This is a genomic window from Streptomonospora halophila, from assembly GCF_039542725.1.
In the GTDB taxonomy this organism is placed as follows: domain Bacteria; phylum Actinomycetota; class Actinomycetes; order Streptosporangiales; family Streptosporangiaceae; genus Streptomonospora; species Streptomonospora halophila.
Genome location: NZ_BAABIK010000022.1, coordinates 25,777 through 39,506, shown reverse-complemented (window position 1 = coordinate 39,506; position 13,730 = coordinate 25,777). Strand labels below are relative to the sequence as shown.

The window sequence follows — 13,730 nt, the reverse complement described above, 5'->3', positions numbered from 1 at the left end:
CGTAGAGCGGGCTCAGCCGCTCGGCGGGGCGCCGGCGAGGCGGTCGAGGAACTCGCCGAGCAGCGCGCGTTCGCCGGCGGTGAACAGGCCCTCCGCCTCGTCGAGCACGGCCTTCAGCCCGGCCGCGCGCTGGGCGTGGTCGGGCGGTCCGGGCGGCGCCGCGCCGGTGATGGCGCCGATCGCCGCTTCGCGCAGCCGCCGCGACAGGGCGGGGTCCCGCTTTTCGGGCGGGGCGCTGATGAGGTGGAGGACGGCTCCGCTGCCGGCGGCGTGGATGGTCTCCGCCCCGGCCTCGACGCTGACCGCCAGCCTGCCCGCCTCGGCGACGCGCCCCACGAGCATGTGCAGCCGCTGCGACGCCCGCTCGGCGGCGGGCGAGCGGCGGCCGGGGTCCGGCTGCCCGTACATCAGCAGGTAGTGGGCCGGGTGGCCCAGACCGAACTCGACGTGCCCGTCCCAGCCCGTGCGCAGGTCCTCGACCGGGTCGTCGGTCAGCTCCTGGTCGTACTTGCGCAGCAGGTAGGTGTCGAACCCGTCGGCGGCCACGGCGTCGAGGAGGCCGGCCATGTCGGTGAAGAGCCGGTAGATGGTGGGCGGCTGGACCCCGGCCGCCGCGCTCACGGCCCGCGTGGTCACCGCGTCGCGCCCCTGCGACTGCAGCAGCTCGGCCGCCGCGTCGAGGATCCGCCGGCGCACCTCGTCCCGTTCGTTCACCGATCGATGGTATCAGCGGATTGGTATCCCTGATCTGCGAAAGTCGGTGGTCTGGGCCTCTTGGCGCTGGTCAGGGGCGGTCGGCCGCCGGGAGGACCGCCGACCGGACGGCGGGGGGCGAGCGCGCCCGCGCCGTCGCGTCAGTCGGCCGCGGTCCGGCCGGCGGTGACCACGACGGTGGTGTAGGGCATCGTGAAGGCGCCGCCGAAGGCGTCGACGGCCGCGCCGACCCCTTCCAGCACACGCTCCAGGTCCTCGGGCGCCAGCCGGGTGTGGCCGCCGGTGGTGGGCACCTGGTCGAGCCACTCCTCGCGGGTGTAGGTGCGCTCCCAGTCGAACCGCCACCGCTCCGGTGCGCCGAACGCGCCGGAATCCCGGATCCCGTCGGCCGCGCGATCGCACATCGCCTCGTACGGCTGGGCGCCGGTCGCCGCCCACTGGGCGCGGGCGAGAAAGTCGGGCATGACCCGGCGGTAGACGGCGTCGAACGCCTCGGCCAGCGCCTGCGGCGGCCGGGCGGCGTTCCAGAACACGGCCAGGCGCCCGCCCGGCCGCAGTATCCCGGCCGCCTTCGCGGCGCCCGCGTCGGGGTCGACCCAGTGCCAGGCCTGGCCCGAGACGACGGCGTCGAACGACCGGCCCGCGGCATCCCAGGACTCGAACTCGGCGACCTCGACCTCGGTGCCGTGCCGCCGCGCCCATTCGGCCATGCGGGCGTCGGGCTCGACACCGAGCACGCGGCAGCCGGCCTCCTGGAACGGGCGGGCCGAGACGCCGGTGCCGCAGCCGGCGTCGAGGACATCGGGGCCGGAAAGCGTGGCGGTGATCGCCCGGACCAGGGCTTCGGGGTAGCGCGGGCGGGCGCGGTCGTAGCGTTCGGGATCCGTGCCGAACGACTCCGCGACCTCGCGCGCCCGGTGGGGCTCCTGGGGCTCCGGCGGCTCGGGGGGAGTGGGTTCCGGCCTTATAATGGGCATGTGCCCACACTAGTGGGCGCGTGCCCACCTGGCAATCGGGTGGGGCGGGGACCAGTGGGGAGGGATGCACCGGTGCCGACCGGGACGGCCATCCGCGACGTGCGCGATCAACTGTTCGGCGCCGCGGAGCGGGTCCTGCTGCGGGACGGGCCGAACGCGCTGACCAGCCGCGCCGTCACGGACGAGGCGGGCTGTGCGAAGGGCGTCCTGCACCGGCACTTCGCCGACTTCGACGCGTTCCTCGCCGAGCTCGTGCGGGACCGGGTTGCCCGGCTCGACGGCCAGGCCGCCGCGCTGCGCGGAGCCGCGGGTACCGGCACCGTCGTCGACAACCTCGCCGGTGCGCTGGCGGAGCTGTTCGATTCGGTGGCCGTGGCGGTCGTCAGCCTGGTGATCTCCCGCGACGGCCTGCGGGCCCGGCTCCGCGAGACCACGCCGACGGGCGTCCCCCTGCTGGTCGAGACCGCGGCCATGCTCGCCGACTACCTCGCGGCGGAGCGCCGACTGGGGCGCATCGCCGCGGAGACCGACGTCGAGGCGCTGGCGCCGGCGCTGCTCGGCTCCGGGCACCTGCTCTTCGCCGACCGCGCGAGCGGGCCCCCGGACACCGCTGCCGTCCGCAAGGCCGTGGCGGCCGCCGTCGCCGGCTGCCTGCCGTAGGCACGCGGACACCGCGCGCGGGGCGCGGCGCGACCGGGCGCGGCAGGGCGCTGGCGAAACTCGGAGCGGGGGCGGAAGGCGAACACGCGGCGGGCGGCCCGCGACGGTGACGAAGGCGCGCTGCGGGGGGCGGCAACGTCGTGCGGCGCGTCGGCGACCCGGTCCACCGGCCGGCCACCGCGGCGGCGCCCGCCCTTCACAGGCTGCTGCGGCACCTCCGCCGCGAGGCCTTCGAGGGCCCCGAGCCACTCGGCTACGACGAGCGGGACACCGAAAAGCCCACCTGCGTCCGCGGCGACGTGCACGGGGCGCTCCCGACCGCTGCGCTCCGGCGCACGGCTGGTATCGGCGGCCGTGCTGCTGCGCCGCCTGCGCGACACCGGCGCCGCCTTCGCGACCGGCGCCCGAGGGCCGGTGGCGGCTGCCGCCCCGGTCGCCGCCGAGGTGACGTGCCACGGCGACGCCGCCCCCTACAACCGCGCCGTCCGCAAGCGGTCGTGATCATCGATCGACCCGCTTCGGCATGGTGGAGGAGCAGGGCCACCGCGCCGCCTTCGCCTTCCGCGCCACCGCACCCGGTCGGCGTCCTGCCTCCTCGAGACTGCGGAGGACGTCTGCGGCGGTTCAGTGCCCGCATGTACGTACGCGCCGCGGAGGGTCTTCCGCCTTCCCCCGCCTTCCGCGCACTCCGCCGAGGGCCACGCCGGCTGCCCTGCTCCCTGCGTCCGCGGCCCGTCTGGGAGTGCGGCGTGCGGAGTCCCTGCGCGTCTTCGCTATGGGCAGGCGCGCACCACCGGCCGTTCGGGGGCGGGGTGGAACCGAGGGGCGCTCGCCGGGACCGTGGCGGGTGGCCCGTAGGATGACCGGACCTACGGTGCCGCGCCTGTTCAGGAGGACCCATGGCCGCCTTGCCACCGCACCGGAACCGCCCGTGAGCGCTGCGCCCCGCGCCGCACCGCGGGACCGCTGGCTGTGGTGGCTGCTGGTCACCGTGGTCGCCTCCCAGACCACGCTCAACCTGTGCCGCCCGCTGATCTCCTACCGGTCCGTCGCACTGGGCGCCGACGCGTTCGCGGTCGGCCTGATCACGGCGGCGTTCGCGATCCTTCCGCTGGTCGTCGCGGTCCCCCTGGGGCGGCTCAGCGACCGCCTCCGGCGCACCGCCTGGATCGTGGCCGCGGGCATCGTGCTGATGGCGCTGGCTCCGCTGCTGCTGGCCGGGTCCCAGCGGTTGGCGACCGTCGCCGCGGGCAGCGCCGTCCTGGGGCTCGGGCACCTCACCTTCATGGTCGCCGCGCAGCGGCTCGTCGCCCAGCGGTCGGCCGAAGCACGGCTCGACCGCAACTTCGGCCTGCTCACGGCGTCGGCGGCTCTCGGCCAGCTGGTGGGGCCGCTCCTCACCAGCCTGCTGCTCGCCGACGCCTCCTCCGACGCCGGCCTGGAGTCCGCCACCCAGCGGGCCCTGCTCGTGGCGGCGCTGACCGCGGCGCTGGGACTGCCGGCGGTCCTCGGACTCTGGTCGGCCACCCGGCCGCGGACCGGGGACGGAGGCTCCGCGCCGCTGCCGATCGCGAACCTGCTGCGCCGGCCCGGCGTGCCCACCGGCCTGTTCACCAGCCTCGCGCTGCTGGCGGCGGTGGACCTGCTGACCGCCTACCTGCCGCTCATCGCCGAACAGCGCGGGATCACCCCGGCGGTCGTCGGAGCCCTCCTGGCGACCCGCGCGGCCGCGTCGATCCTGTCGCGCCTGCTGGTGGACCGGCTGGTACAGCGCTGGTCCCGCCGCCTGCTGATCATGGCCAGCACGCTCGGTTCCGCCGCCGCTCTCAGCGCCGTGGCGCTGCCGGTGTCGGGGACCGCGGCCATGGGGATCGCGCTCGCCCTCGGCGGCTTCCTCCTGGGCCTCGGCCAGCCGCTGACCATGACCATGGTCGTGCGCGCCGTCCCGCCCGAGACGCGCGGCACCGCCCTGTCCCTGCGCCTGTGGGGCAACCGCCTCGGCCAGGTCGCGATCCCCGCGGCCGCGGCCACCGTGGCGGGAGCCGCCGGCGCGGCCGGTGCCCTCTGGTTCGTCAGCGCCGTCCTCCTCGCGGCCACCAAGGCCGTCTACGGCTCCGCCGGCAGGCAACCGTGAGCCGGCCCCCGCCCAGGCGGTGAACACAGCGGCCCCCGCCTCGCCTGAAGACGCCCCGGTAGAATGCCGACCCCCACCCACCCCACCCACCTCACCCACCCCGCCCACCACCCGCCGCAGCCCCACACCCCCGGCCGCGGTGGTCGGGGGACTGGGCGGCACGGGGAGCGGGTGGTGTCGGTGGGGTTCCGGCTGTGCCGCGTGCCGGCAGGTGCCGCTCGGCGGCTCGGGGAGGCGGCGGACCGCTTCACGGCCTCGGCGGGAGTAGCCTCCTTGCCGGTGCCGGAGGAGTCCCGCCGGCGCATCCGCGGCGGACGGCGGCCGCGCTCGTGCGGCGAGCTTCCCGCCGTCCGCGCCGGAGCGCGCGCATCTTGGGGCCGGCCCGGCCCGCCCGCAACCGTCTCCGCGTCTTACCAGGGAGCCCACATGGCCACCGTGTACGGCACCGCCGTGGACATCACCACCGAGGACGGCGTCGCCGACGCCTACCTCGCCCACCCCGACGACGGCGGCACCCATCCCGGCGTCCTGCTCTACATGGACGCGTTCGGGCTGCGCGCTCAGCTCAAGCGGATGGCGACCCGCCTGGCCGCGGCCGGCTACACGGTGCTGGTGCCCAACGTCTACTACCGCCACGGGCGCTCGCCGGTCGTCGAGATTCCGGAGTTCATCGACCCCTCCAACCGCCCGGAGATCTTCGAGAGGCTCGGTCCGATCATGCAGTCGCTCACGCCCGAGCAGGTGGTGCGCGACGCCGGCGCCTACCTGGACCGCCTGGCCGAGGTCCCCCAGGCCACCGCCGGGCCGGCGGGCGTCGTCGGCTACTGCATGGGCGCGATCCTGTCCCTGCGCACGGCCGCCACCCACGCCGATCGAGTGGCCGCGGCGGCCGGATTCCACGGCGCCAATCTGGCCCCCGACGCTCCTGACGGCCCGCACCTGCTTGCCGACCGCATCACGGCCGAGCTGTACTTCGGCCACGCCGACAAGGACCACGCGATGCCGCCCGAGCAGATCGACCGCCTCGACCGGGCCCTGACCGCGGCGGGCGTGCGCTTCACGTCCGAGGTTTACGAGGGCGCGCAGCACGGCTACACCCAGGCCGACACCGCCGCATACGACGAGGCGGCGACCGAGCGCCACTGGAAGGCGCTGCTGGACCTGTTCGGCCGCACCCTCTGAGCGCCCGCTCCCCGCGGCGCCCGCCCCCGGCGGCGCCCGCCCCGGGGCCCCGCGCGCCGAGTAGCCGGCGTGCGTGTGCGTCCCGGGGCGGCCGTGTGCCGTCCGCGGCGTGCCGCGGGAGGGGCCGGCCCCCGCGCGACCGGCCGCCCCGCACCGCCGCATGTTCCGGGTAGGGGGAGTGGAGCAGCCGCCCAGCCCGTCCACCCCGGCTCCGGGGCAGGCCAGAGCGCTTTCCAAAACATTCCGGAAATCGAGCCGCGAAAGTTCTGGAAAGCGGCCGAAATTTTTCATTACCATGGAATCGCTTTCAAGCCTGATTCCGGCCCGTGCAACGCACATCCACCCCTACCGGGAGTCAGCATGCGCCTACACACACCCGGCCGCCGCCCTCGCGGCGGTGCCGCGGGCGGGTCGGAACGGCGTACATCCCCCAATCCGGTGCGAACCGGCGGGTACGCGGCCCGGCGCCCTTGGCCGCCGGGCCGCCGCTCTCGGCTGCGCGCCATCCCATGGAGGTCCGAATGCGCTTCCGCCGATACGGGCCGCGGGCCTGGGCGGGCGCGGCCTGCGTCACCGCCCTGACCCTGGCCGCCACCCTCACGCCCCAGGCCGGCGTCCTCGCCGACGAGGACGACGGCGCCGACTGCCCGGTGCCCGATCCGGGGCAGATGTCCGAGGCCCTGCTGCCCGACCCCTTCACGAAGCTGGACGGCACCCGGATCAGCACCACGTCCGAATGGCGGTGCCGCCGCGCCGAGATCAAGGAGCTGGCGGAGAGCTCCGTCTACGGCCAGAAGCCCGCGCCGCCGGACAGGGTCAGCGGCACCGTCTCCGGCTCCGGCATCACCGTGAACGTGACCGACCAGGGCCGCAGCACCAGCTTCTCGGCCGGCGTCGACCTGCCGAGCGGCTCCGGCCCGTTCCCCGCCGTCGTCGTCCTCGGCGGGCTCGGAGCCGACACCCAGACGATCACGTCTACCGGCGCCGCCGTAATCGACTTCGACCCCTTCGCGGTCGGCGCCGAGGGCACCTCGCGAAACAGCAAGCAGGGCGCGTTCTACGACCTCTACGGCTCCTCCAGCGGCACCGGGCTGCTGATGGCCTGGTCCTGGGGCATCAGCCGGATCATCGACGTCATCGAGCAGTCCGGCGGCAGCGTCCTGCGCGCCGACGGCACCGGTGTCACCGGCTGCTCCCGGTTCGGCAAGGGCGCCTTCGTGGCCGGCGCGTTCGACCAGCGCATCGACCTGACCATGCCCGTAGAGTCGGGCACCGCCGGCGTCCCCGCCTTCCGCTCGGTCGCCCAGGAGGACGGCGCGCAGCCGCTGAGCAGCGCCTACGGTGAGCAGCCCTGGCTGGGCGACGCCTTCAGCTCCTACACCGGCAACCCGGCCGCCCTTCCCGTGGACACGCACGAGATCGTGGGCATGGTCGCGCCGCGGGGCCTGCTCATCATGGAGAACCCGCACGTGGACTGGCTGGGCGCCACGTCCGGCAGCGTGGCCGCCCTGGGCGGGCGCGAGGTCTACCGGGCGCTCGGGGCAGGGGAGAACATCTCCTACATCTCCGACGTCCAGGACGGCACCCACTGCGCCACCAGGTCGCAATGGCAGGGCCCGATGCGGCAGAGCATCGAGCGGTTCCTGCTGGACTCGGGCAGCGCGCCGGGCGCGTTCCGGATCTCGCCCAGCGAGTCCGGCGACCTCTCCGCCTGGCGGAACTGGCAGACGCCGACACTCACCGACGACGGCGGCGACCCCGGCGACGGGGGAGACCCGGGAGACGGGGGAGACGACCCCGGTGACGGCGGCGATCCGGGCGGCAGCGGCACCTGCACCGCCGCCTACCAGACGGTCAACTCCTGGTCCGGCGGCTACCAGGGCGAGGTGACGGTGCGCAACGACACCTCCGGTGCACTCGACGGCTGGAGCGTCGACATGTCCCTGGCGCCCGGGCAGTCCCTCAGCAACATCTGGAACGGCGAGAGCTCCGGCACCAGCGGCGACATCACGGTGACCAACACGCAGTGGAACGGCGCACTCCCCGCCGACGGCAGCGTCACCTTCGGTTTCGTCGCCTCCGGCTCGACCACCGAACCCAGCGGCCTCAGCTGCTCCGGTTCCTGACCGGCTGCGACCGCGACGGCGGAGTCCCGACTCGGCTCCGCACCGGCCGCCGTGGCGGGACCCCGGTTCGCACCCGCCCGCGGCTACCGGGCGGGTGCGAACCGGGCCGCCGACACCCCTGCGACCGCGCCCCAGAACAGCACCGCGACACCGGTGAGCACGGCGGCGACCGCCGGATAGCCGGTGTCCGCCGCCAGCCAGGCGGCGCCGACCGGCCCGGCGAGGCCCACGGCGCCCCATCCGCTGAACACCAGCCCGTAGGCGGCGCCGAACCTGTCGGCGGGCACGGCTTCGGCGACCGCCATCGGCGTGAGGACCGAGACGGCGCCGTACTGGGCGCCCAGGACCCCCAGCGCCGCCAGCGTGCCGCCGGGACCGTCGGCCAGGGCCAGCGTCAGGCACGCCCCGACGAGCACTGCCGCCGCGGCGTGCAGGGCCGGGACATGGCCGATCCGGTCGGCGATCGGCCCCGCGGCCAGCCGCCCGGCGAAGTTGCCCGCGTTGAGCAGGGCCACCGCCGCCACCGCGAGCTCCGGCGCCCCGGCGAATCCGCCCGCGTGCCCGAACGCGACCAGCGCCGGCGCACTGCCCAGCCAGAACATCGCCCACGCCGCGAGGATCGGCCGGCTGTAAGGGCGCAGCGCCGGGGGCCGCGGCGCGCCCGGTGCTCGCGGCGGCGCGGAGCGGGCCGGCGGCACCGCTCCGGGCAGCAGGGCGCTCGCGCACGCCGTCAGGCAGCCGAGCAGCACCGCGAGGGCCGCGAACATCCCGGTGCGCCCCACCGTCTCCAGCAGGACGCCGACGACCGGGGCCAGCACGACCGCGCCGGCGGCGTAGGCGCTGACCACCACCGCCACCGCACTCCCGCGCCTGGTCGCGGAGGTCCCGGCGACGCGGACGGCGGTGGCGTAGCCGAGTCCCGTCGATCCGCCCAGCACGACGCCGAAGCCGAGCACGAGGACCGGCAGCGACACCGCCAGCCCGGCCGTCGCCAAGCCCACGACCACCCCCGCGCCGACGGCCAGGGCGAGCCGCCGCGGCGCCACCGCGTCGGCGGCCCGCCCGCCCGCGAGCACGCCGGCGGTGAAGGACGCCAGGCCGACGGCATAGGCCAGGCTCAGCTGCGGGCCCGGCACGCCCAGCTCGGCGGAGAGCGCGCGGCTGAAGGCGTCCCAGAGGAACAGCGGGCCGACCGCGAAATCGAGCAGCACCGCTCCGGCCAACGCCCGCCGCGCCGGGCTCACCACGTCCCACAACCCATCCGTCGCTCCGGCCCGCCGCTCCCAGTCTCGGAGCCGCCGTCCCCGGCCGCAAGGATGCCGCCGCGCGGCGTCCGGAGAACAGGCCGGCCCCGGCCGAGTCCGGGTGGAGAGGTGAGAGGCCCGCGCCGATGGTCGGCCACCGCCGGCGGCCGGGGTCCGCGGGGCGCCCACCGCGGACCGCCCACCGCGGCGGGCCGGCGCGCGGTCTGGAGACGAAGGACACATTCCCGGGGGGTGCGCGGGCGTTTAGCGCGCGGTCCCCGCTGTCGCGGCGCCCGAGAAGGCGCGGCACGCGGGCCCCGAACCGCTGCGGCCCGCGGCCCCAGGCGACCGCCCGGCGGCCGCCGCTGTGGCGGCCGGTCCGTCCGTTCTGCGCAGGTCGGAGCGGGTGCGGGGTGGTTCCGGGATGCCGGTGCGGGCGGTGCGCCCGGCGCCCGGCGAGAAGGCACCGGTGCCCTTCTGCGGCCGCCGGCCGCTCCGAGCGGCGCCGCCCCTCCGGTGCAGCCCGGACACTCCGGATGCGAAGAACCGCGCGGGGGGAATACCTGATGCTGTAGGTTGTTCTACTGAGCGATCGTGCGTTTTCGTTGTACGAATTTGACTTCGTGTATTGCGCTCGCAGTCTTCAACGCGAGTGATCCTGCAGCCAGGGATGGTGGGTGGGCGCTCTGAAAGCGATCGCGGATCCGGAAAATCGGATTCGACCCGTCGACCTGCCAGGAGGCAGTCATGGCTCAGGGAACAGTCAAGTGGTTCAACGGCGAAAAAGGCTTCGGCTTCATCAGCCAGGATGAGGGCGGCCCGGACGTCTTCGTCCACTACAGCAACATCGACGGCAGCGGCTTCCGCAACCTCGATGAGAACCAGCGCGTCGAGTTCGACGTCACGCAGGGCCCCAAGGGCCCGCAGGCCGAGCGCGTCCGCGCGGTGTAGTGGCGGCGCGGCCCCGGTAGACCGGACGCTCCGCGCCATCCAGCACTGACACTGCCCCCGCCGTCCGCGGCGGGGGCAGTCGTCGTTTCACCGGGCCGCCGGCACCGCTTCGCGCTCTGCGAGGGGGCGGCGGCACGGTCAGCCGGACTCGGGGGCGAACGGCTGGAACAGCTCCACCGCGTTGCCGGCCGGGTCCTCCACGAGGACCTGCGTGCCGCCGCGGCCGGTGACGACGTCGCCGCGAAACCGCACCCCGGCGGAGCGCAGCGTTTCGACCACCGCGGCGAGGTCCTCGACCCGCAGCTGGATGCGGTTCCACCCGCCGGGCCGGGGCGTTCGGCCGTCGGGCATCGGCCGGGCCGCACCGCCCGGACCGGACGCGGCGCTGGCCAGCAGCCGCAGGTCCCCGCGCGCGAGTACCGCGAAGCCGGGCCCCGGCCTGGCCTCCACGGTGAACCCCAGGTGCAGGCGGTAGAACTCGACGGCGGCGTCGACGTCGTCGACGATGTAGCGCACGTGGACCGTCGCCATGGCGACCCCCTCCCACTCGCAGCCGCGGAGCGCGCGACGGTCACGCACCTACCCGGCCTGTGCTCAGGCGAACCGGCGGCGGTGGGTGATCCTCCGCCCGCTCCCGCCCCCTCGCCCGCCTTCCCCGCCGCCCCCGCCCGCGGGAACCGCGGAGGACGCGGCGTGCGACGGCTCCCCTCGTGCATCCGCTGCGGTGCCGCGGGCGCGCACGGGTGCGGGCATTGCGCGGAGCCCCGGTGACGCCTACGCTCATTAGAGGACGGAACGTGCTCTAAGATTCGGCGAGTCCCGGCGGGGCCGCTCGCGGCCACCGGCGCGGTGCTCCCGCCGGGCGAGACCCCTCGCCGAGGTGGCGTCCGCCCCCGCGGGGGAGTTCGGGGCCGCGAGGGCGTCCGAGCCGGACGACCTCCCGACAGAGGAGTGGATGATGACGACCCCGCAGCAGGACCGCGCCACGCAGGGGGGCGAGCCGCGGCGCGCCGCCGGGCAGGCTGCCGGGCAGCAGCAGCGGCCGCGCCCCGCTCCGCGGGACGGCGCGCGCGGCGGGCGCGGTGACGTGCCGGGTGGGGTCCGGCCGCTGAGCGCCTTCGGCGCCGCCGATCTCGACAGCGCCGGCGGCAAGGGGGCCAACCTCGGCGCGCTGCTGCAGGCCGGATACCCGGTGCCCGACGGGTTCGTGGTCACCACCGCCGCCTACGCCCGGGTGCTGGAACGCGGCGGCCTGGCCGACCGCATCGCGGCCCGCCTCGCTGAGGCGCAGACCGCCGACGGGGTGGACGCCGCGGCGGCCGGGGCCGCCGTCCGCGCGGAGATCGCCGCCGCGCAGGTCCCCGCCGAGCTGCGTGCGGCCGTTACCGCCGCCTACTCCGCCCTCGGCGGCGGCCCGGTGGCCGTGCGGTCCAGCGCGACCGCGGAGGACCTGCCCGGCGCCGCATTCGCGGGGCAGCAGGACACCTACCTCAACGTCGCCGGCGCCGACGCGGTCGTCGACGCGGTCCGCGACTGCTGGGCGTCGCTGTGGACCGACCGCGCCATCGCCTACCGGCACCGCCTGGGTGTGGAGTCCGCGCAGGTGCGCATCGCGGTGGTGGTGCAGGCCATGGCCGAGGCCGAGGCCGCCGGGGTCATGTTCACGGCGAACCCGGTCACCGGGTCCCGGGAGGAGCTGGTGGTCGACGCCAGCCCCGGCCTGGGTGAAGCCGTGGTCTCCGGCGCGGTCACCCCCGACCACTACGTCCTGGACCCCGGCGGCGCCGTCCGCACCTTCAGTCCCGGCCGCCGCGAGGTCGTCGTGCGTGCGGCGCAGGGCGGCGGGACCGTCGAGGAAGCCGGGACGGGGGCCGCCGACGGCCGGCGGAGCCTGCCGCAGGAGGCGCTCACCGAGCTCGCCGCCCTGGGGGCCTCGGTGGCCGGCTTCTTCGGCCGCCCGCAGGACACGGAATGGGCCTACGCCGACGGGCGGATCGTGCTCCTGCAGTCGCGGCCGCTCACCGCGCTGCCGCCGGCCCCCGTCCGGATGAACCGCTTCCAGCGCTTCATGGCACCCACCCTCTACGAGATGTTCACCGTGCGCCCCTACCCGCTGGACGTGACAGCCTGGATCCTGCCCGGCCCCGGGCGCATGGTGCAGGAGATGATGACCGAGCTGCCCGGCGCTCGCCTGGACTTCGCGGCCATACTGCCCGAGGTGGACGGCGTGGTCGACCGCTTCGCCCCGCCCGCGCCCCGGCCCACGTGGCGCACGCTCACCGCCCCGGTCCGCCTGGCCTCGCGGATCCGCCGCTACGACCCCGCCGCCTGGCGCGGCGATCCCCGGCTCGCGGAGTTCGAGCGGCGCGTGGCCGACCTGGAGTCCGACCGCCTCGCGGACCTCGCTTGGCGCGACCTGATGCGGATCCCGCACCGCGTGGCCGCCGCGGTGGATCTGGCCACCGCCCTCCGGGTGGACTACCTGCCGGCGGCCGGACTGGCGCTGGTCCGGCTGCGGCTGGCGCTGCGCCGCCTCGGCCTGAGCGCACTCTTCGCCGACCTGGTCGCGGGCGCGCGCACCCGCACGACGGACTGCAACCTCGCGCTGAACGAGCTGGCCCGGCGGGTCGACGCCGATCCCGTGCTGGCCTCGTCGTTCGCCGCCGGAGATCCGCAGGCCCTGGTGGAGCGCGTGCGCGAGGCCCCGGAGCTCGCCGGGTTCCGGGAGGCGCTGGACGGCTTCCTGGCGGAGTACGGCCACCGCGAGACCGCGAGCGCGCTGCTGCTCTCTGCCCCGACCTGGATCGACGCCCCCGCGGTCGTCCTCGGCGCCGTCCAGGGCCTCGTCGGCGGCGGCGCGGACCCGCGCCCCGTCGATCCGCCGCGCCGGGCCGTGGAACAGGTGCTCGACCACCCGCGCCTGCGCGACCGGCCGCGCGCCCGAGCGCGGATGCGGCGGCGCGTGGAGGCCGCCCGCACCGGAACAGCGTTCCGGGAGGACACCCACTTCGAGTTCACCCGGGTGCTGCCCGTGCTGCGGCGCGCGGTGCTGGAGGCGGGCCGGCGCCTGGCCGCGGCGGGGGTCCTGCACGCGCCCGAGGACGTGTGGCATCTGCGCCTGGAGGAGCTGGAGCGGCTGGACGCGCCGGAGCGGGTCGCCGCCGACAGGGCCGGGGCGCTGCGCGAGCGCGTGCGGCTGCGTGCGGCGCGGCGCGCGGAGTACGCCGGGGCGCCCATGATCGCGGCGACCACGCTGTTCCCTGACTCCGCGGACCCCGGCGACGCCCTGGCGGCGGGCACGCCCGGCGGAGGCGGCCGGGCGACCGGCAGGGTCCGGGTCGTCCTCGACGGCGACGCGTTCGGGAGCCTGCAGGCGGGGGAGATCCTGGTCTGCCCCTACACCAACCCGTCATGGACGCCGCTGTTCCAGCGTGCCGGCGGGGTCGTGGTCGACACCGGAGGGCCCGCCTCCCACGCCGCGATCGTGGCCCGGGAGTACGGCATACCGGCGGTACTCGGCACCGGCTCGGGGACCGCGGCGCTGGCCGACGGGCAGGCGGTGGCGGTGGACGGCGACCGCGGCCGCGTGACGGCGGCCGGCGGGCGGGAGTCGCCGTGACGGTGCTCCGGCGCCGGTGCCGCACTCGCCCGGCTGAGCGGCGGGCGCGCGGGTGCGGCGCCGGGGTCGGTCCGCGCGCCGCCGCCCGCGGCGCGCCGCGACGCCGGGGCATGGTGCAGGATG

At 76.2% G+C, this 13,730-nt stretch carries 11 protein-coding genes; 7 read left to right on the top strand and 4 right to left on the bottom strand.

Annotated features, from left to right (window positions below; all coding sequences use genetic code 11):
• Positions 1-12: 12 nt before the first annotated feature.
• Together ABEA15_RS18160 and ABEA15_RS18155 are read right to left on the bottom strand one after the other, a co-directional pair.
• On the bottom strand, positions 13-714 hold the full coding sequence (locus tag ABEA15_RS18160) for a TetR/AcrR family transcriptional regulator (RefSeq protein WP_345557763.1): 702 nt from the start codon (positions 712-714) through the stop codon (positions 13-15).
• Between the two features lie 140 nt (positions 715-854).
• Entirely contained in the window at positions 855-1,691 is an 837-nt protein-coding gene (locus tag ABEA15_RS18155; protein WP_345557761.1) for a class I SAM-dependent methyltransferase, read from the bottom strand.
• Positions 1,692-1,763: 72 nt separating this feature from the next.
• Between ABEA15_RS18155 and ABEA15_RS18150 the strand changes: the two genes are divergently transcribed.
• From ABEA15_RS18150 to ABEA15_RS18130, 5 genes are all read left to right on the top strand, one after another.
• Positions 1,764-2,351: a TetR/AcrR family transcriptional regulator gene (locus tag ABEA15_RS18150; protein ID WP_345557759.1), complete on the top strand. Its 588-nt coding sequence runs from the start codon at positions 1,764-1,766 to the stop codon at positions 2,349-2,351.
• Positions 2,352-2,705: 354 nt separating this feature from the next.
• Entirely contained in the window at positions 2,706-2,852 is a 147-nt protein-coding gene (locus ABEA15_RS18145) for a hypothetical protein (RefSeq protein ID WP_345557757.1), read from the top strand.
• A 430-nt stretch (positions 2,853-3,282) separates the two neighbouring features.
• Entirely contained in the window at positions 3,283-4,485 is a 1,203-nt protein-coding gene (locus ABEA15_RS18140) for an MFS transporter (RefSeq protein ID WP_345557755.1), read from the top strand.
• A gap of 426 nt (positions 4,486-4,911) precedes the next feature.
• Positions 4,912-5,667, top strand: coding sequence for a dienelactone hydrolase family protein (locus tag ABEA15_RS18135; protein ID WP_345557753.1), 756 nt, complete (start codon positions 4,912-4,914; stop codon positions 5,665-5,667).
• A gap of 521 nt (positions 5,668-6,188) precedes the next feature.
• Complete coding sequence (locus ABEA15_RS18130) at positions 6,189-7,793, top strand: glucuronyl esterase domain-containing protein (protein WP_345557751.1); 1,605 nt, start codon at positions 6,189-6,191, stop codon at positions 7,791-7,793.
• An 83-nt stretch (positions 7,794-7,876) separates the two neighbouring features.
• Here ABEA15_RS18130 and ABEA15_RS18125 read toward each other — a convergent pair whose 3' ends face one another.
• Complete coding sequence (locus ABEA15_RS18125; protein WP_345557749.1) at positions 7,877-9,004, bottom strand: MFS transporter; 1,128 nt, start codon at positions 9,002-9,004, stop codon at positions 7,877-7,879.
• A 780-nt stretch (positions 9,005-9,784) separates the two neighbouring features.
• Between ABEA15_RS18125 and ABEA15_RS18120 the strand changes: the two genes are divergently transcribed.
• Positions 9,785-9,988, top strand: a complete 204-nt coding sequence (locus ABEA15_RS18120) for a cold-shock protein (RefSeq protein WP_311547695.1) — start codon at positions 9,785-9,787, stop codon at positions 9,986-9,988.
• 138 nt (positions 9,989-10,126) lie between these two features.
• Here the strand turns inward: ABEA15_RS18120 and ABEA15_RS18115 are convergent, their stop codons facing one another.
• The gene (locus tag ABEA15_RS18115; RefSeq protein ID WP_345557747.1) at positions 10,127-10,519 is read right to left on the bottom strand and encodes a VOC family protein; all 393 of its coding nucleotides are present in this window, start codon (positions 10,517-10,519) and stop codon (positions 10,127-10,129) included.
• 427 nt (positions 10,520-10,946) lie between these two features.
• Here ABEA15_RS18115 and ABEA15_RS18110 point away from each other — a divergent pair, with 427 nt between their 5' ends.
• Positions 10,947-13,607: a PEP/pyruvate-binding domain-containing protein gene (locus ABEA15_RS18110; protein WP_345557745.1), complete on the top strand. Its 2,661-nt coding sequence runs from the start codon at positions 10,947-10,949 to the stop codon at positions 13,605-13,607.
• Positions 13,608-13,730: the final 123 nt, after the last annotated feature.